The organism is Sphingomonas cavernae (assembly GCF_003590775.1).
Taxonomy (GTDB): domain Bacteria; phylum Pseudomonadota; class Alphaproteobacteria; order Sphingomonadales; family Sphingomonadaceae; genus Sphingobium_A; species Sphingobium_A cavernae.
The window spans coordinates 73,558-91,143 of the sequence record NZ_QYUM01000003.1; the positions used below are offsets into that span (position 1 = coordinate 73,558).

At 59.4% G+C, this 17,586-nt stretch carries 15 protein-coding genes and 5 pseudogenes; 8 read left to right on the forward strand and 12 right to left on the reverse strand.

What is annotated here, in order from left to right; all coding sequences use genetic code 11:
- Nucleotides 1–14: 14 nt before the first annotated feature.
- Nucleotides 15–332, forward strand: a pseudogene (locus D3876_RS20610) (integrase core domain-containing protein); the annotation flags it as partial.
- A gap of 333 nt (nucleotides 333–665) precedes the next feature.
- Here the strand turns inward: D3876_RS20610 and D3876_RS08075 are convergent.
- Complete coding sequence (locus D3876_RS08075) at nucleotides 666–1,130, reverse strand: CAP domain-containing protein (protein WP_119761268.1); 465 nt, start codon at nucleotides 1,128–1,130, stop codon at nucleotides 666–668.
- A 908-nt stretch (nucleotides 1,131–2,038) separates the two neighbouring features.
- Here D3876_RS08075 and D3876_RS08080 point away from each other — a divergent pair.
- Nucleotides 2,039–2,524, forward strand: coding sequence for a transglutaminase-like cysteine peptidase (locus D3876_RS08080; RefSeq protein ID WP_119761269.1), 486 nt, complete (start codon nucleotides 2,039–2,041; stop codon nucleotides 2,522–2,524).
- Between the two features lie 664 nt (nucleotides 2,525–3,188).
- On the opposite strand, the gene D3876_RS08085 is transcribed toward D3876_RS08080, so the two are convergent.
- On the reverse strand, nucleotides 3,189–3,524 hold the full coding sequence (locus tag D3876_RS08085; RefSeq protein WP_338014319.1) for an HU family DNA-binding protein: 336 nt from the start codon (nucleotides 3,522–3,524) through the stop codon (nucleotides 3,189–3,191).
- 456 nt (nucleotides 3,525–3,980) lie between these two features.
- Nucleotides 3,981–4,532 (reverse strand): annotated as a pseudogene (locus tag D3876_RS08090) (recombinase family protein); the annotation flags it as partial.
- A gap of 222 nt (nucleotides 4,533–4,754) precedes the next feature.
- On the opposite strand from D3876_RS08090, the pseudogene D3876_RS08095 reads away from it, so the two are divergent.
- The 3 genes and pseudogenes from D3876_RS08095 to D3876_RS20775 all read left to right on the forward strand — a co-directional run.
- Nucleotides 4,755–5,219 (forward strand): annotated as a pseudogene (locus D3876_RS08095) (IS5 family transposase); the annotation flags it as partial.
- A gap of 739 nt (nucleotides 5,220–5,958) precedes the next feature.
- Nucleotides 5,959–7,191 carry a M24 family metallopeptidase gene (locus D3876_RS08100; protein ID WP_220475436.1) on the forward strand — a complete coding sequence of 411 codons (1,233 nt, stop codon included), beginning with the start codon at nucleotides 5,959–5,961 and terminating at the stop codon, nucleotides 7,189–7,191.
- A gap of 255 nt (nucleotides 7,192–7,446) precedes the next feature.
- The gene (locus D3876_RS20775; protein ID WP_238475301.1) at nucleotides 7,447–7,566 is read left to right on the forward strand and encodes a DUF1611 domain-containing protein; all 120 of its coding nucleotides are present in this window, start codon (nucleotides 7,447–7,449) and stop codon (nucleotides 7,564–7,566) included.
- Between the two features lie 202 nt (nucleotides 7,567–7,768).
- On the opposite strand, the gene D3876_RS08105 is transcribed toward D3876_RS20775, so the two are convergent.
- Nucleotides 7,769–8,875, reverse strand: a complete 1,107-nt coding sequence (locus D3876_RS08105; protein WP_119761275.1) for a serine hydrolase domain-containing protein — start codon at nucleotides 8,873–8,875, stop codon at nucleotides 7,769–7,771.
- Nucleotides 8,872–11,244, reverse strand: a complete 2,373-nt coding sequence (locus D3876_RS08110) for a S9 family peptidase (RefSeq protein WP_182911932.1) — start codon at nucleotides 11,242–11,244, stop codon at nucleotides 8,872–8,874. The genes D3876_RS08105 and D3876_RS08110 overlap by 4 nt, the downstream gene beginning before the upstream one ends.
- A gap of 378 nt (nucleotides 11,245–11,622) precedes the next feature.
- Here D3876_RS08110 and D3876_RS08115 point away from each other — a divergent pair, with 378 nt between their 5' ends.
- On the forward strand, nucleotides 11,623–12,261 hold the full coding sequence (locus D3876_RS08115) for a TetR/AcrR family transcriptional regulator (protein WP_182911933.1): 639 nt from the start codon (nucleotides 11,623–11,625) through the stop codon (nucleotides 12,259–12,261).
- Between the two features lie 58 nt (nucleotides 12,262–12,319).
- On the forward strand, nucleotides 12,320–12,739 hold the full coding sequence (locus tag D3876_RS08120) for a hypothetical protein (protein ID WP_147417613.1): 420 nt from the start codon (nucleotides 12,320–12,322) through the stop codon (nucleotides 12,737–12,739).
- 7 nt (nucleotides 12,740–12,746) lie between these two features.
- On the opposite strand, the gene D3876_RS20780 is transcribed toward D3876_RS08120, so the two are convergent.
- The 6 genes and pseudogenes from D3876_RS20780 to D3876_RS08140 form a co-directional block, all read right to left on the reverse strand.
- Nucleotides 12,747–13,112: a hypothetical protein gene (locus D3876_RS20780; protein ID WP_420801947.1), complete on the reverse strand. Its 366-nt coding sequence runs from the start codon at nucleotides 13,110–13,112 to the stop codon at nucleotides 12,747–12,749.
- Nucleotides 13,109–13,417 (reverse strand): zeta toxin family protein, encoded by a 309-nt coding sequence (locus D3876_RS21025; RefSeq protein ID WP_338014329.1) that lies wholly within the window; start codon nucleotides 13,415–13,417, stop codon nucleotides 13,109–13,111. Before D3876_RS21025 ends, D3876_RS20780 begins: the two co-directional genes overlap by 4 nt.
- Nucleotides 13,418–13,421: 4 nt before the next feature.
- Nucleotides 13,422–13,640 carry a zeta toxin family protein gene (locus tag D3876_RS21030; protein ID WP_274378977.1) on the reverse strand — a complete coding sequence of 73 codons (219 nt, stop codon included), beginning with the start codon at nucleotides 13,638–13,640 and terminating at the stop codon, nucleotides 13,422–13,424.
- A 7-nt stretch (nucleotides 13,641–13,647) separates the two neighbouring features.
- The gene (locus D3876_RS08130; protein ID WP_119761282.1) at nucleotides 13,648–13,950 is read right to left on the reverse strand and encodes a hypothetical protein; all 303 of its coding nucleotides are present in this window, start codon (nucleotides 13,948–13,950) and stop codon (nucleotides 13,648–13,650) included.
- Between the two features lie 138 nt (nucleotides 13,951–14,088).
- A pseudogene (locus tag D3876_RS21195) lies at nucleotides 14,089–14,259 on the reverse strand (DUF7673 family protein); the annotation flags it as partial.
- Nucleotides 14,260–14,446: 187 nt separating this feature from the next.
- Nucleotides 14,447–15,532, reverse strand: a complete 1,086-nt coding sequence (locus D3876_RS08140) for a tetratricopeptide repeat-containing glycosyltransferase (RefSeq protein ID WP_182911934.1) — start codon at nucleotides 15,530–15,532, stop codon at nucleotides 14,447–14,449.
- Between the two features lie 13 nt (nucleotides 15,533–15,545).
- Here D3876_RS08140 and D3876_RS08145 point away from each other — a divergent pair.
- Nucleotides 15,546–16,051 (forward strand): annotated as a pseudogene (locus D3876_RS08145) (IS630 family transposase); the annotation flags it as partial.
- Here the strand turns inward: D3876_RS08145 and D3876_RS08150 are convergent.
- Nucleotides 16,048–17,412: an MFS transporter gene (locus D3876_RS08150; RefSeq protein ID WP_182911935.1), complete on the reverse strand. Its 1,365-nt coding sequence runs from the start codon at nucleotides 17,410–17,412 to the stop codon at nucleotides 16,048–16,050. The pseudogene D3876_RS08145 and the gene D3876_RS08150 overlap by 4 nt on opposite strands.
- Between the last annotated feature and the right edge of the window lie 174 nt (nucleotides 17,413–17,586).

The following is a 17,586-nucleotide window of genomic DNA, read 5'->3' on the forward strand; positions in this document are numbered from 1 at the left end:
GTCGGAGATGAAGCGGTTGTCCTGGCTCGATCCGGCTCGATCCGGGCAGCGAGTTTATCTCCCGCGAGCTGGATCTGTGGGCCTACATGAAAGGCGTGACGCTCGACTTCTCCCGGCCTGGCAAGCCGACGGACAATGCGTTCATCGAAAGCTTCAACGGCAAGTTCCGGGCGGAGTGCCTGAACGCGCACTGATTCATGAGCCTGGATGACGCGGTCCGAAAATGCGAGTCTTGGCGTAGAGACTACAACGAAGTACGACCGCATAGCGCGATCGGCAACAACCCGCCGATATCGCTCATGTTGGCATCAGCGGCACATGGCCCGCCCTGATGTCGGCACGCTGGAAAGCCTCCAGCCAGGTGGCCGCGGATCGGGTGCAGCTCAGAAGGAGCGAGGCTCTACCCCTGACTGGTAACAATCAGGGGAGCACGTCAGTCGATTTTCGGCGGCTCTTTGTTCGAATTAAACGCGACTTGTCCTGATTGGGTTCTTGCCCAGACCAACTCCCAGGACCACAATCGACATTGGTTCGCTCCTTTGCCGTTTTCCCCATCATCATATCCGATGCTGGGGAAGGGGGCGGGCCATACGTTTTGAGGATGTCCAGATTCCGGAGTTTTCACGCCTCTGCTCACTCTCGCGTCCGCATTCCGGCTGTAACGGTCAGTAAGGCTGTTCGCCAATGACGTTACCGCTCTCGGCGTAACGGCAGACAAGATATTCGTCTTGGCCGTCGTCGGCGATGGCGCAGCCGATCCGTTCAGTTCTGCGCCAGACGATCTGCGTGTAGTGGCCAACATCTTCGACGTCCCCGGTTCGACTGTTGTCCGGGAAGCTTCCCCTTACGAAGACCTCCTTTTCGGCGATCCAGTGCCCGACCATGGTCGCAGGACTGAACGCACCTTTCGTCCCCATCCACAGATTCTCGCCCTGCGCATCAGGGTCGTCGGACATCTCTTCGAAATGTTCAAAAGTGCGAGTCGTTGCGAGATGCTCGGCCCATTGCTCCGCGTCCGCGGCAAGTTCGTCGTCCCAACGCAAGGGAGGAATGCCGAGCGAGAGACGCTCGCGGTTATGGATTTTAAAGATCAGACTTTGTGCTTGCGGCGCCGCGGCGCCAACAAGCATCAATCCAAACGGCGCTACTAGTGTAGCCTTCCATATCCTGTGCACTTTATAGTCCCGTAGTGTACGTTAGGCAGCGATATTTAAGAAATTTTTTCATCCACGAATGTGATTCAATGTAAAAATTGCAAACTGTTCTGATACTCAACTGAAAATTCTACATTTTTGTAAGCAATCCTGGATTGGGCGCCGCTGCTTTTGCGGCGCAGCCTCTTGGCGGACGTCGTGCGAGCGGGAAGGGGCATGCGAATTGCGTGAGCGCATAGAGGTCATGATCAACATGCTCGCCGGGAAGGAGTGCCCCACCTCACGCGGGAGCGCATGGGTCCACTGCTTGGAGGGGGCAGCGTGTTGATCAGAAAAAACAATCGTACCCTCACGAAATTCACAATTGTCATTTAATGCAAAAAATGAGGCCGCGCCCTATTATCGGCTCATCAAGCGCGTTAATTAGACAATAGATTCGCCGGCAATGTAGTAAAATACAAAAACTCACTCAGCGATTCTCGACAAATACTTGGATAATCTATATATACTTATTCGAATTAAATGCGCGCTCTTACGATATATGCTTATTCTAATGAAATGCGCGCTCTTGCGTCGCAGATTTATAGAGTCCTAATAAAGGTTGGTAGCATTCGCTGTTTTGCATTTGCGACCTCTGCGCTTGAGATGCGCGCAGTGCCGCAGCGCCTTGCCGTGTTTGGCTCTTGCTGCGGTTAGCACCATCTTGCAGGGTGGAGCCGTGCGGGCTGGCGTGCAGCCGGACGCCAGCCCGGCCGCGGCCGTGCGGCAGGCGCGCCTAGCAATGTCGAGCATTTTTGGTTCTGTCACTTTGCCTGTGGCAACCAACGCCCTTGTATCCAAATGGCGCGCGATAAGCGGCCGGCGATTGGAGCGGGCGCCGTGGGATGCGCTCGTCGTGCGCGTTCGCCCGCTGGAACGGGACCAGCAAATCCCGTATCGTTAACATGTGGGTCAATCAGCAAGCCGCATTTGCCGACGACTCGAAGCTGCATCCCGGTGCCGATCTTTGGGCGTCGGCGGAGACCACGCTAGGGCAAAAGCGCGGCGACTGCGAGGATTATGCGATCGCCAAGCGCGCCCTGATCCTCGCATTGGGCATGGCCGATAGCGACATGTATCTAGTCATCGCGCGCGACCTCGTCCGTAGGGTGGATCACGCCGTATTGGTAGTGCCGTCATCATCGGGATATGTGGTCATGGACAACGGCACGGATCTACTGCTCGCGGCGGAACGCGCCGCGGATTACCGGCCGATTTTCAACTTCGCCGGCGACCGCGCCTGGATACATGGGCGCGGCACCGATCGCCGTCTCGCCGCCACGGGCCGCTCGAGCTCGCCGGGTCGAGTGGTGGAGGTTATTGGCGATTGATGGATTAGCGTCCGGCCGAAATGGACGCGGCCGCGCTAATATGCGCATGTGGAGTACTTTGGCACGGCTGTCACATGATATTTGCGATTCTCGACGATGATACCAACGATGCGGCTTTTGTAAGCGGGATGGTGCGCAAAGCCGGACATGGCGTCGAAATGTTTGGCTCCATCGACGATTCAGAAAGAAGCTTCGCCTCGACACGTTCGATCTCGCGATACTTTATTGGAACATGCCCGGGATGAGCGGAGTCGAGCTGCTGGGCTGGCGGAAGGCTGGCGCTGCGCTCGGATTGCTGTTGATCATGGTGACGGCGCGCACCGAGACCCCGTAGATTGCGATGGCATTGGACGCTGGCGCAGACGACTATGTCACCAGGCGCTCACGCAGCGCGCGCCGCTAATGCAGCGAAATTAAGCTGTGTACCGAGCATTCCTAATTGGGCCTTTCAAGCGTGCGGTGAACTTCCCGCATGACCTGGTGCGCGTCGTTGGAGCGCCGGCACGGGCGTAGCGGTCTGGAACTTGCAAGAACCGGACGCGATGGCCGGGATGGTATCGCCCTGAAGAAGAGCGTCCCTGACCCAAGTGAAAAATGGACACCGGGACACTCAATGTCCGTCGCGTCCCAAGGCTGACGCTACCGAAGAGGTCGCGGCAAACCCTTAGCGATTGAGGCGCTTGTTAAGTGAACGAGAAGCCCTGAAATGGACGGCGCGCCTGGGCCCGAGCTCGACCGGGCTGCCGGTGCGTGGGTTGCGGGCGGTTCGCGCTTCTCGATCACGGCACGAGAAGGAACCAAGCCCGCGAAGCTCTATGCGGCGGCGCTCGACGAGCGCCCTGCCCATTGCGGAAAAAACCAGCGCTACAATTCGTTCGGCTTCCCTCGTCGTCAGATGTGGGTTATCGGCTGCGACAAGATCAGCGACCTCGGACCGGGTCATGACAAGCCTCTGAAAATTGATGGAACAAGCCCCTTCCATCCTTCGGATCAGCGGCATCCGTCACGTCAACAATTGTAAAATAGCATGTGACGTGCGCGAAGACCTCCGCCTTGCAGACGGTATTCGTCCTGCATAGGGGATGGCGCGCCGCCAGCGTGCAGCACAGCTCAAGGGCGGTGATGTGAAGTCAGCGAAGAGTCTGGCCCGTTACCAAAGCCACCAAGCATTTGCGAGAAACACCTTCCTTGGTACATAGATGTTGTCGGGGGCGTCCACCTATTCAGACGACGGAGCCAGAGTGGCGCTCATGGCGCTTGTTCAAGCGGACAGCGGGTCAAATCATGATTGTAAAATCGTGGAAAGTTAACCCTACGAACGCGGAATGCTCTCGCTGCACATGCTATGTCGAGGAATGGGACCAACGCTATCGCATCGGGCGCCTATCTGTGGAAGATCAGATCGAGCTTGGAACATGGGACAGTGGGGCGCTTGCCGCCTTCCATACGCCGCACCCTCGGCTGACCGGACATAGGCATAGAGCGTCGGCTTGGAAATGCCGAGCATCGAACAGATCTTCGCGATGGGCATGGTGTTTTCGTGATAAAGCCTTACGGCGAGGTCGCGCTTATCCTTGTCCAGCGCTGGCGGCCTGCTTCCGTTCTTACCTCGTGAGCGTGCTGCCGCCAACCCAGCCTGGGTCCGTTCGCGGATCAAGTTGCGCTCGAACTCGGCCAACGCGCCGAACAGGTGAAAGGTGAGTTTGCCCGATGTGGTGGTCGTGTCGATCGCCTCGTGCAGGCTCAACAACCCGACCTTTTCCTCTTCGAGGTAGGTCATCCATCCGATCAGGTCACGCAGCGAGCGACCAAGACGATCGAGCCGCCAGATCACCAACGTGTCGCCAGCCCGGAGCTGTTCCTTCATCTTCTCCAACCCCGGCCTGGCTGAGACCGCTGCAGACGCCTGGTCCGTGATGACCTTCGCGCACCCGGCAGCCTTCAATGCGTCCCGCTGAAGATCAAGGCTCTGCTCGAGAGTCGAGACGCGCGCATATCCGATCTTCACGTCTGCAGCCGGTCAACAGTGGATTGGTGTGAATTTTGGAAAGAAACTCGTCATCGAAAACTTCAACTTGTCCTAGTTTTTTACTGGATATTTTACCGGCGAGCTGCCGATATTGTGACCGCTCATGCTAAATGGCGGGATTGTAGTCGTGTTATTTGTCACTGAGGCGCAGAACGTCACGTTGTAGCGAACGCAGACGGTCCGCAGCATGGCCGCGCGAACCTGCGTTATAGAAGCGATTGCCGATAGTGAATGGCGGTTGATCGAGCCATATTTGCCGCCGCCCCGCGAGCGCGTTCGGCGCGGCGTTGGTCGATGCGCGGGATCATCTAGGCGATCTTCTATGTGCGGCGAGCCGGGTGCTCATGGCGGCTTGTGCCCTACAGTTTTCCGGCGCCGCGCACAGTCTATCGCTGATTCTGCGAACTGCGCAGCAACGGCATGTTCGGAACCCTGAACCATCATTGGGTCCAATTCGATCGCGTTCGCGCCGGGCGGGAGCCTGCGCCATCGGCGGCTGTGATCGACAGCCAGAGCATGAAGACGACCGAGGCTGGTGGACCAGGCGGTTATGACGCCGGCAAAAAGGTGATGGGGCGCAAGCGCCACGCCATGGTCGATACTGATGGACGGGCGCTTGAACTGCTTGTCCATGACGCCGATGTGCAGCACCGGGACGGCGCAGTTCGCTGCTCAAGCAGTCCCGGCACGGCACGCATTCGTCGCGCGCCTTCGCATCGTCGAGCGTCACCACCAAGTCCGCATAGCCCTCGCCATACCAGCAGTGCGTGCTCGCGTCCTGATGGATCTTCATCCCCCGCATCGGCTTGCGCGGGCGCGTGAGACGGCGCGTTCAGCCACGCTTGACGGGCGTCACCAGGCCTGCTCGCAACAGCGCCAGCCGCGTCCAGCTATAGCCCCGGTGCAGGCTGTGATCGCGCCGCGCCAGCTCGTGGAAATGACGTATGTTGAAGCCCGCATATCGATTCCGCTACAGCTGCGTGAGCTCCTCGACTTCCGTATCCGCCGCCCGATGTCGCGATACTCGCCCCACCCGGCGATCCAGCAAGCCATCGACCCCGTCCTCATCATACCGGTCGCGCAGCCGTAGAAAATGACGCGGGCTGCAGCTCGCCACATCCGCACAACTCAGTCGTCCAGCCTCAACCTCATGGTAAAGCTCCTCAAATCGCTCCATCCGTATCGCCTCCGTCAATACCCGATTGCGCCGCATCTGGTGCCTCCCTTCGTTCGGAGATCATCCAGACACCCAAATCGGACATATGACGCGTCAACTCATGGGACATACCTTGTGCGCACGACACATCTTTATAAATAGGTTGTTCAACCAAACTATAATCGTTAAACTGATGGCAGCGAAAAGGTGGCGACCGGTTCGGTCAGGCGCGCGCTTCGGCGGGCCAGATTGGCGAGCCGCAAGAAGATATTGCCTTTGCGAGAGGGGATTGGAATGCCGTTGCTAACTCACGCGGTTCGTGATTTTCGAGCCGAGCAGATGAACGCTTTCATGGATGCGCGAGGGCTCGATGCCCTCATATTCACGTCGGCGCATTTCTTCGAGTTCGCGACCAACTTTCCGACCGACGTCGAGCCGTGGGAGCGTCCGATCATGCTGGTCGTTCCGCGAAACGGCAAGCCCGTCGGATTTCTGAATGAGCTTTCCCAGAACCTGTTCCGTTTCCAGAAGGAGCAGGGGCGGATCTGGATCGACGAAGTAAGCTTCTATGCGGAGCATCCCGTTGGTCAGCGCATGCCGGTGCGTTCACATTTGCCGGAAGTGGCGAACGAAATCATGCGGTCGGCGGGACTCGCGGGTGCCCGTGTTGGCGTAGACGGCGTCCCCGGATTTCTTCGCGCCGCGGGTGCTAACCTGTCGGGGCTCATCTTCCTCCCCAGCGCCGAGGAGCTTCGGTCGCTTCGGTGGGTGAAGCATGAAGAGGAGATCGAAGTCATGCGGGCGGCGTGCGAGCTGTCGGACTGGCTTCAGGAGCGGTACCGCGAGAACATCCGCCCTGGCCGGCTGGTTCAGGAACTCGACATGCAGATGACGAGTCTCTTCTTGGAAGAGGGCGCGCTCCGTTTCCCGGGCGAAAATCTCGAAATGCTCGAATGTTTTACCCTCAGCGGCCCCGCCTCGGCATCGCCGCATGGCAATGGCGCAAGATGCGGGTACAGGATCCAGGAAGGAGATGTGCTCGTGAACATCATCGTCCCGCGCCTCAATGGGCTGGTCATTGAAAATGAACGGACATGGTTTGCAGGCAAGCCTTCGGACGATCAAAGGCGCTACTATGAGATCGCGCGCGAAGCCAATGAGGCTGCAGCGCATGCGGCGGTAACCGGGCAGCCGGTCAAGGCGATCGACAAGGCCGCTCTGCGAGTGTTCGAACGGGCTGGCTGCGCCGACCTGGTTTGCCATCGCACCGGGCACGGAATGGGCATTCTCGGCCATGAATTTCCCGATGACATGGCATTCAACGAGCGGCCGCTTCTGACGAACGAAGTCTATTCGGCGGAGCCTGGCATCTATGTTTACGGGCTGGGCGGTTTCCGGCTCGACGACACGGTCGTCGTCGGCCCGGAGCCGCGGATTCTCACGAAGGCTTCGCGCAGGATCGAAGATCAGATTGTCCTCTAACGCGGCCCCGGGGGGCGTTTGACGCAAAATCGCAAGGCGGCGAGCGCCTAGGACAGCCGGGCTGGAGCATTTTTGTTCATATCACAGCGTGTTCGCGCCGTCGTTTCTGGAGAGAATAGAGATGTTGAATTTACCGCGGCCCTATCTGCTTTTTTGGCCGATGCTCACTTTCCCGAACTTGCCAAGACAGCATATGGCCTCCGCGATTGGGCGGGTGAGCATTGAGTCGGCGAATTTGCTTGCACCGGCGCGAGGGTGACCGCGGGGCTGCCGCAGTTTACGCCGGCCGAAGCCAGCGCCAGGGGAGCGAAGGCGATGGTCATCGGGGTCGCAAGCCCGGGTGGCCGGATCGGCCCCAGCTGGATACCGCCCTGAGATCCTGTCCCGGTCGCGTGGCGCGGCACGCGCGTTGAAGATCGGCAGCCGTCGGACCGACCGCGAGACTAAGGATCCGGCCGGTTCAGGGCACGCGCTTTGTCCGACGGCCGCTTCCAAGTCCGTACTCGCGGCGGCGGCCCAACTTTCAACTGTCTGTGAGCTGCCATCGGCGACGACTGTCGCCGATGGCAGGGCATGGTCAGTCGTGCTGCTGTTGCGCTACCGCATAGGCCGTATTTAGCGTCATAGCGAACAACTGCTCGCGCGGGTAGCGCAAGGCTGTGTCTGTTTCGTCGATGGAAACATTTCGTGTAACGCAGGTCGTGACCACGACTTTTGCTGCAGCATCGATCCAGGTCGATGTGACATAGGAGAAGGTGGAACCCGGATGGCCCCAAACCTCCTGCCCCGCCCATGCCCTTCGTTCCACGCCGAGGCCGTACTCCGTGCCGAAGGAGAGCGAGAAATAGGGTTTGTCGCAATGTTTTGCGGTCTGCCGCGTCAGGTCCGACAGATTGATCCCAATATTGCTGTCGGGCTTGATTAGGGCGCCGAATAGATCGAGCATGTCATCGACGTTCGAAACGCCGTCGCCCGCGCCGTAGGCCCAGCTGAGACACTCCGAACTGTCGATGGGCTCGGATTTCACGGGTGACTGGATATAGCCGCGCATCATTCGATCAGTCGGTGCGCCCCCGCCAAACCACGTGTTCTTGAGCTGGAGCGGGTCGAGTATGAGGCGACGGATTACATCGCCATAACGCTCGCCAGTAACGGCTTCGATCGCGAGTGCGGCAACGACCCAGCCGGTATTGGAATAGTCGAACCGGTCGCCGGGTTCGAAGATCTGCCCTTGCGGAAGCGCCATCGCGACAAGGTCGCGCGGGGCGTATGTGATGTGCGGATCGAGCTGACGCTGGACAAAGGCGGACGTAAATTCACCCAGCCCGCTTGCGTTCATCAGCAAGTGGCGAATTGTAATGCGCCGGTCGATCGGAAGGTCGACATGATCGAGCACCGCATCATCAAGGCTGACCGCCCCTGACCGCTCGAGGAGGAGGAGTGTCATGGCAACGGCGGTCTTGCTCTGGCTGCCAATCTGGAAAAGATGATCCTTCTTGACCGGCGTTGTGCCGTGACGATCGGCGTGCCCGGCGGTCACATAGATCCGCTCGGAGCCCGGCAGATCGATCCCGATTGAAACCCCGACATTTTTCAGGACATCAACATGGTAATTGGCGAGATTGTTAAGGCGCTGGACAGCGTCTTCGCCAACATTCGGTCTGGATATCAGTGAAGCGGTCATCCACGACACTCCTGCGCATACAATTTCCAGATTCGGGCGGTGTCCGCCGGCCTGTATTCCAGCGGAAAATTCTTCGGATGCCGCAGTCCAGCGAGTCTGGAGACGAAATAGTCCCAGACGCGCCTTTGGGTGTAAGCGTCAGTCAAAAGAACACCGTGACCTGCGTTGGGTACAATCAGAAGATCGAAATCCCGATTGGCCTGAACGAGCGCGTTGGCGAGGGACAGCGTATGTCCAACATGAACATTCTCATCCATGTCGCCGGAAACAAGCAGAAGATCGCCCTGAAGTTTCTTTGCGGCTGACTGGTTGCTTTGCGCTTCCCAACTGCTTTCGGAGCCAGGGCCACCATATTTGCTAAGCCAGAGCTGCGCATAGGCGCGGGAATCGTGATTGCCGCAGACCGACACGCCGACCTTGAACATGTCGGGATAATCGAAGAGCGCGCGGGCCGTGGCATAGCCCCCGCCCGATTGCCCGATCATCCCGACGCGGCTGCGATCCATGAAGGCATTGCGCTTGCATAGTTGCTCGATGACCGCCACGTGATCGGCGAGCTGAGGTTCGAGCAAGTGGCCATAACCAGCGTGGTGAAATGCTCTGGAGCGAAGCGGCACGCTGCGCGAATCCAGCATGAGAACGACGAACCCCAATTCAGCGAGCATGCGCGCCTGACTGGCGAAAATGGTTTCGAAGTGGCGCGGGGCATAGGCGATTTGGGGGCCAGGATAGATGTAATCGATGATGGGGTAGTGCTGCCCTTCCTCGAAATCCGTCGGCAGGAACATCGTGCCGTAGAGCATGGTCTCGTTGTCTGCGGCGAGTGCCTTGAAGGGGCGGGGTGGAGTCCACTCGCCAAACAGCTCTGTATCGACGCTGGCGAGCGCCAGGCGAGCATTGCCTTCCAGATCCAGGATGTCGATGCGCGAGCCCTGGTCGATCCGCGATAGTTTGCGGACGACATATCGCCCGTCGGCTGAAGCGCCCGTGCGGGCATAAGATGGGTGAAAGGGTTTCTCCTGATCATGTCCCGACAGAGAGCGGGGCGAGATCATGACATCGCAGCTGTCGGCAATAACGACCCGCAGATCGCTGCCATCGAAATTGACCGAACAGAGGCGCCGATTTCCAGGATCCGTTTCCATGTCCATGCAGCCGGCGAGAAAGAGAATGCGCCGTTTGCCTTCATCGACGTGGATGATGTCACGTACGATCCAGTCGCCCTGGGTGATCTGGTTCTTGAGGGCTCCAGTGGCCGCGTCATACAGATAGAGATGTCCCCAGCCATCGCGCTGCGAATACCAGATCAACTCGTTGGATGAGGCCAGCGGACGCACATTGATCTGGGCAGCGACCAGCGCATGAAGATCCAGATAGCCCTGCTCGGCCTTTTCGCTCACAACGATGCGACTCTTGCCTGTATCGAGGTTCAATTCGACCAGATCTGTCTCGGTCTGGTAGATATTCGATCGTATAAAGTAGCAGGTGGCACCATCATCACCGAACCAGGCGAGGCGCATTGCGATCGGGCTGAATGCAAAGACAATTGCGGGAAAATCGGTCGCCTCGACGATGCGCCCGGTGGGGATATGGATGGCGACAAAGGTCGCGATCGGAGAAGGGTCTCCCATTGTCGCGTACTTGTACGTGTGGAGCACCGGGCGAAGACTGTCGGGCGATGCATGCTGGACAAGAGGAAGGTCGGGAACTTCCCTGTCATCGATGCGATGGGTCAGCAGCCATTGGGAGTCGGGCGACCAGATAGCCACTGGCACCGGGTGCTTTCGATAGGACACCATTCCGAGGCAGCACTCGGATTGTTGACCATAAGCGAGATATGGCGCGCCATCGTTCGTCAATTCCCTGGTTTCGCCGGTCACACGATCACGCAACCAGAGGTCATTTCCCTGGACGAAACAGGCAAATTGTCCGTCGGGCGAGAACAACTCCGGATCGGTAGAAAGCGGTTCAGCCGACGAAGCGGATTTGGTCGCAATATCGAGGCGGAAGGCCGTTCCGTTTAGCGTGACGACCAGCTGACTGTCGTTGGGCATGTCGTACTCGGCATCGGCAAACGCTGCGACTTCGATGGGCGCCTCGGAATGTTTGGTGAGCTCGATCGCCAGTTGTTCCAAGGGCATGATCGGCCCGGCCGATCCGCTCGACATGTCTGCAATCATCGGCGTTGAAATCACTCGATCCAAATCCGCGTCGAAATGCTCTGAGCTGTAGAAAAAGCGCTGATTATCGATCCAATAGCCGGACAGGTTATTATTGGGCGTCAGCCTTGTGCTTCGCATGGCATCACGATTTGCAGCGCGTTCATAGCGCAGGGTCATCGCAGTGATTTCAGCGTCGATCTTGTTCATCATACTATCCTTCAAAAATCCGCTCCAGGCGCTCAGGCAAATAGTTCACGGTTGCGTGTGAATGGCGTAATGGAGAGACGGGTGTTTGAGCAGCGCTTGAAGGTCCTGCGGGTTCGGCGCGCCGTCGGACGCGTCATCCGATTGCTCTGACCAGCGCCTGGGCTTAGGGCTATCGGCTGAGGGGCGGCCGCTGCGCCTGGCACAGTCGCCGCGAACCCGCAGCCAACATATCTCGATAGGCTCGCAAGCGAAGTCATTGGTAATCCGTCTCCATATCGTGACTCGTTTATTTGGTTGGTCACTAAGTCTATATTAAAAGCCCTATGGGATACGATGTCTACCCCTGTTATGGGTGCGCTAGGCAATAAGGGGCACAAAATGCGCAAGGTCGATGAAGCGAACACCGAAGCCAAGAGAACCACGATTCTGCGCGCGGCGATCCGGTGCTTCAACAAGTTCGGCCTTCAGAATGCCAGCATCCAGGACATTTGCAGGGAAGCCGGCATGCGCTCCGGCCACCTATATTACTATTACCCAAGCAAGGATGCGATAATCGAAGAAATGTGCCTCATGGGCACCGAGGAGCTGGTCGACAGGATCGACCACATGCTTGACACCCGGGACATCGTTTCGGCCGTTGTAGATATTCACCAGGAAGCGGAGGAGGGGCGCCAGAAATGGGAGATCACGCCAGCGCTAAGACTTGAGCTCGCCGCGGAAACGACGCGAAACGAGCGGTTGCGTGACATCGATGAAGATCAGACGGCACGGTTTGCCGAGGCCGCCAGGAGAGCGGTTTCGAGGGCAAGGGAAGAGGGCAAGCTCAATTCCAAGCTGGATCCTGCCCATTTTGTCGACATCGTGATGCTGCTTTGGTTTGGGATCGGCTGGCGGCGGATCGAACGGGACTTTGATCTCGAGCGGTACCGTGAGGCGTTCGCGCTGCTGTTCGAGCCATGGCTCCTGGAACCGAAGAAGCTCGCGAAGTCCAAAAAGACCACGCGAGCGAAGGCGTAGTCCGCCGGGCGCGGACGGCGCCGGTCGTCGATGGGGGCGGCTTCTGACGAGCCGCCAATTGTCGAAGCCGGAAGTTCACACCAAGCTACGCATGCTTTCGCAGGGCGTCTCCGAGTATCTGGACGATCTGCTCGATATGAGCGGGCGCGACGATCAGCGCCGGGGACAGTGCGATCGTATCTCCAGTGACCCTGATCAGCAGCCCCTTTTCAAAGCAATCGACAAACACGTCGTATGCGCGCTGCCCAGGCGCTTACGGGCGCGGCTCAAGTTCAATGCCGGCTACGAGACCGATTGCGCGCACATCAATCACGTTCGGAAGACTAGCGAAGTCGTGCATGGCCTCTTCGGCGAGTTTGCGCGCGAGAGCGGCATACCGAGAACAACATCAATCTACCGGCTGATTCGGCGGCTGAGCTGCACAGCATGCGGCGGACGGCCTGTTGCCGACGTGACGCGCTATCGCGGCGGGAATTGAGCGCGCGTCAGCGCTGGCGATCGGAGCCGCGATCCTTTGGCGGGTCACGATCTTGCGCGGGCGTCTCGGGGCGCCCGCGCTCGATTTTCGGGGAGGGCAGGCCGTGGCGCTGGAGGATGGGCTCGAGCCGCTGCTGTTCGCTTCGAACATAAGCCGCCTCACGCTCCGATAATGGGCGCGCGCGTTCGCGCTCGAGGATCTCACGCGCTCGAAGCTCGTTTGCTCGAGCTGGGCCGCTCAGGTCGAACCGGTGAACCAGCTCGCCGCCGCGCTTGTAGATCGAGAGGCTGTCGGCAAACCGCTTGTCCTGTATCCGGTCCAACGTGCCGGGCATGCCGGTTAGCAATGCCTTGCGCGCCTCTGGCGTGGTCATACGCCCGCCGCCCCGGCTTTCCTTCTGTGCTGCATAGCGCTGAAGCATGCCCAGGGCGGACAATTCGGATTGATGGCGAGGGCGCGAGCGTCGGTCGCGAAGCCCGCTTCGCGAAACTGCGTCAATGTCCGCTCCACGGTATCCGGGCTTCGCATCGTGCCCTCGACAAGGACATTGACGCGCCGCGCGGCAGCGTCGGCGATGGCTTTCTCGACCAGGCGGCCAGAATCGCGGTCGGTGTAGAAAGCCGCGGTCCGATCGTCGGCGCGCTGCAGGGCCTTATAGTGGGGGAGATAGACGCGCAGATCGTCACCGAATGATCTTCACGATTCCGCCCTTATCGGCGAATTCGCGCGCGGCCAGGTTCTGCATCGGTGTTTTTCCGGCTCCCGGCTGCCCGCCCAGCACGATCGCGGTTGGACGCTCGACGCTATGGGCCACCTTGAAGAGTTCGGGCGCTACTTCGGTTTCGTAGATGCGCTGCAGAATGTCGGGCGATAGGCTATATCGCTCGGGATCACGATCCATCGGCGAACTATGCGGCAGCGGTTAGGGCCTCGGCAGCATCCCGCGCGCGAACGATCGCGCTGTATTCGGTCAGCACTTGTCGCACGCTGACGTCATCCGTGACGTCGAGCGCGTCAGAAACATCGCGAGCCTGCGATGAGCGCATGCGAAGCAGGGCAACTCGCCGCTGATCGGGTACTTGGCGGTTTTGCTCCGCAAAGATCTGTTCGCTGTAACCGGCGATGACATCATTGACGGCCTCAAGAGCCGCTTCGTAAGCGATAGCCTGATCTTGCGTCCAAAGAGGACCGGTTGTTGCGGCGCTGGTCATGTCGAAACCTATAGCGTCTGCCGATGAACGAAGAAAGAACGGCGCAGCGGCGAAAAAGTGACCGGGGCCGCGCGAGCGCGGACCCGGCCAGGTTTTGCACGTATGTCATGGCGACCACGGCCACGACCTCGGAAACTCTCAGCTGCCGCGCTGCAACTCCCATAGCGCGGCCATGTCGCCTTTGCGCCCCAACGCATCAGGGTAAACGGTCGCCTCTTGGGCGAGATAGGCCCTGATGACCAACACATCCTCCGATATCACCGCATCGCAGTTGCCCAGGTGCAGCTCCGGAAAATGGCAGTTGTTGTCGCCGTTCCACCACTAGATCAGGAAATCGGCGACCCGCTTGGACTGGCCGGTGTCGCCGTGCGCGATACCGCCGCGATCACCAAGCGGAGCGAAGCGGAGACGGCCTGGCCCTTGTGCAGAGGGGGGCAGCGCCCCTTTCCAACCGCGCCGCGCATGCGGCGCCGACAAGTCCGTAGTCGCGCGCTGACTAGCGCGTGGCCGCCTTCAGGCTGGCAATGGCGTGGTCGAGATTGCCGATCATTCGTTGACGTTCGTGATCGGGAATATTGGGGGCATCGGCGAGGATGCGTTCGATTAACGCGATCGTGGCACCGGCATCGCCGTTCATGAACGTGGTGGCGGCAAGCTGATCCTGCGCGCCCCAATCATAGATCCAGCCTTCCTGCTGGTAAAATGGGGCCGGGCGGGTGGCCGTGGCGGCGAGCTGGGCGAATTCATGAGCCCGGCGGACATCGCCGCGGCTGACGCAAGCGCGCGAAGCCTCGAAGGGGGCTTCCGCTCGATCGGGCTCGAGAGCGATCGCACGGCGGAATCCCTCGAGCACCTCATCAATCGGTTCGCCGAGCTTGTCGGCGCACGTGGCGACCATCATGTTGGCGAAATAGGGCTCGTGCCCGACACCGCCGAACTCTGCCCTCAGCTGGTACCAGTGTCGTGCTTCCCGGTAGCAGGTCAAGTCGCCGACGAGGATGGCATGATCCCGGAGACATTGACCGATATAGTAGGTGTAGCGCCGACGGATGACCTCATTCGGTTCGGTCGCGAAGGCGGCGATAAGGGCGTCGGCGTCCTTCCGAAATTTCATCGGGTCTTGGGCGCGATGGCTGTCGGGGTGCGTCGTGACGGTCAGGCCGAACGCGGTCTGATAAGTCGCGAATTCGCCGCCCCAGTAGAGTTCTTCGTGCACGACACCGGCATAGAAGAATGGCCGCCTGTTCGAGATGAAGGCGCTACGGAGATAATGCAGGCCGTCCAGGACGGTCGAGGGCCAGCAAACGTCGCTCACGAGATCCTGTTTGAATGCGGCAACGTCCTTGGAGAAGGAAAGGACGTCATCGGCGTCGATCATCAGCGCATAATCGATATGCTCGACCTCGCGCATCTGGGCGAGGGCAACCGTGCGGGCGTCCGCGAACCCGCGCCACTCATGATGATGCACGCGGCCAGGCACGCCGTTGGCGGCGAGGAATCTTTCGATCAGTTCGGGCGTGCCGTCGGTCGAGCCGGTGTCGACGATCAGCGCATAGTCGATGATCGGCAGCGCCGAGCGCAAACAGCGCTCGATGATACCCGAGCGACGCACTCATACCTACGTCCGCAATGGCACGACATCCCCGTTCGCCGCGCTCGACGTTGCCACCGGCGCCGTGATCGGGAAATGCTACAAACGCCATCGGGCAACCGAGTTCCTCGACTTCCTCAAGCGGATCGACGCCGAGATGTCCGACGGACCGGATGTGCATCTCGTGATGGATAACTATGCCACCCGCAAGACGCCGAAGATCAAGGCCTGGCTCGCACGCCGCCGCATTGGCATGTTCACTTCACACCGACTTCCGCGTCCTGGATCAAGCAGGTTGAACGGTGGTTTGCAGAGCTGACGCGCAAGCAGTTGCAACGCGGCGTCCGCCGATCGACCGCAGAACTCTAAGCCGACATCGCCGCATTCATGGAGAAGCACAATGAAAACCCCAAACCCTACAAATGGGTGAAATCTGCCGAGGAAATCCTCGCCTCTGTCAAACGCTTCTGCCAAAAAATAATGAGCCGAACTTCGGATTCACGTGACTAGTGTTCGACATCCAGGATCGCGAGGGTGCGTTTGCAGGCGCCGACGCTGCGCCAGATGAGGTAAGCTGCCACAAGCCAGCCGGGCGTCGCAACGATCGCCAAGGCCTGTAGGACGCCACGCGGATCGTTGATAGTCGTGGAAATCGCTCCGACGAGCATCGGGCTCACTCCTTGCGCGACTGCGCCAACGATCGAAAGAATCGAGATTATTCGGCCGCGCAAATGCGGCGGGCTGATATCCTGCAGCACGCCTGGCATCAGTGCGGCCGCGCCCATGCCAGCGCCCATTTGAACCCCGACAATCGCCAATCCCTGCCAGTGGAACTGAATTAACGGGAGCATGAATGTTGCCGCCATGGCGATGACGAAAGCCGCTGTTGCGATCCTGAGGGGCAGCAATGCCTTGTCACCGGGCAAGAATTTCAAGGCGGAGCCCGAACAAATGAGTCCGATAATCGACGCGACACCGAGCATCGCGCCAAGCTGCAATCCAACAGTGGCCAGAGGCACCCCAAATGCGCGATGGATTGCGGCCGGGATCCAGATCAGCGTTGATCCGATCCCGATGTTATAGGCAGCCATGGCGCTAAAGATGAAAAAGACCGTCTTCCAGTGCTGGCGTACATAGGGAAGAAGCCCAGTCGCTGCTGTCGAGGCATCTGCAGGGCCATTGTGCGCTGCAGAGATCTGCGGGCGACGAACTTTCAGCATGGCCACCAGCGCGATAAAGAGCGGTCCCGGCAGTGCAACCACGATCATGGCGACACGCCAGGGTTCGAGTTCGCCAAGCATGCCCGGCAGCGAAGCGACATTCTCGGTGAGCCATCCCAACGTGACGCTACCCAGCCCGATCCCTATCGCTGCGCCGATCAGTGCGGCAGTAAAATAGATAAAGTTGGCGAGCGTGCGTTGCCGTCGTGGAAAGATGTCCGGGATGATCGACAAGACGATCGGCGCCAGTCCGGCCTCTCCGACCGCGATGCCGACGGTCGAGGCGAAAAGACCTTCGAAACTTGTCTGGAACGCGCATGCGGCCGTTGCGCAAGACCATATCAGGATGCCCGCGCACAGGACGAGTCGGCGATCGTATCGATCGGACAGCCAGCCCATCGGATAACTTGCAAGGGCAGCGAAGATTGCCAGACCCAAGCCCTGGAGCGCACCCAGTTGCAGGTCGGACAGATCGAGTGATTCGCGAAGTGGTTCGGCGACAAGCGCAAGAATCTGCCGATCAACAAACGAAAAGAGCGTGGCACCAACCAGAACCGCCAATGCAAACCAGGCCGATGCTGGTGCGCGCGCTGTATCGGCGGGATACTCCATAGCTTCATCATCGAACGGATAGGTAGTGGCATTCGTCATGATCATGCGTTCCGTCTAACAATCAGGGAAAGCTGAAGTCCTATCCGCTGGTCGTAACAAGCATGTCGGGGCCTCATGAAGGGAGCGCGCAAGCGCTCGCGCGGATGTTGAAATGTAGCGTTGCTGATCTGCGCTAACGCAGATGTGCCCTGTTTCATCGCTGGCACCACGGCT

Bases quoted from the DNA above. Each gene is read 5' to 3' on its own strand.
- D3876_RS08075 (WP_119761268.1), bottom strand. From the start codon at position 1,130: ATGCTTGTTGGCGCCGCGGCGCCGCAAGCACAAAGTCTGATCTTTAAA.
- D3876_RS08105 (WP_119761275.1), bottom strand. From the start codon at position 8,875: ATGACCGCTTCACTGATATCCAGACCGAATGTTGGCGAAGACGCTGTC.
- D3876_RS08110 (WP_182911932.1), bottom strand. From the start codon at position 11,244: ATGAACAAGATCGACGCTGAAATCACTGCGATGACCCTGCGCTATGAA.
- D3876_RS08115 (WP_182911933.1), top strand. From the start codon at position 11,623: ATGCGCAAGGTCGATGAAGCGAACACCGAAGCCAAGAGAACCACGATT.
- D3876_RS08080 (WP_119761269.1), top strand. From the start codon at position 2,039: ATGCGCTCGTCGTGCGCGTTCGCCCGCTGGAACGGGACCAGCAAATCC.
- D3876_RS08150 (WP_182911935.1), bottom strand. From the start codon at position 17,412: ATGACGAATGCCACTACCTATCCGTTCGATGATGAAGCTATGGAGTAT.
- D3876_RS08130 (WP_119761282.1), bottom strand. From the start codon at position 13,950: ATGACCAGCGCCGCAACAACCGGTCCTCTTTGGACGCAAGATCAGGCT.
- D3876_RS20780 (WP_420801947.1), bottom strand. From the start codon at position 13,112: ATGACCACGCCAGAGGCGCGCAAGGCATTGCTAACCGGCATGCCCGGC.
- D3876_RS21030 (WP_274378977.1), bottom strand. From the start codon at position 13,640: ATGGATCGTGATCCCGAGCGATATAGCCTATCGCCCGACATTCTGCAG.
- D3876_RS08085 (WP_338014319.1), bottom strand. From the start codon at position 3,524: ATGCCGCTGATCCGAAGGATGGAAGGGGCTTGTTCCATCAATTTTCAG.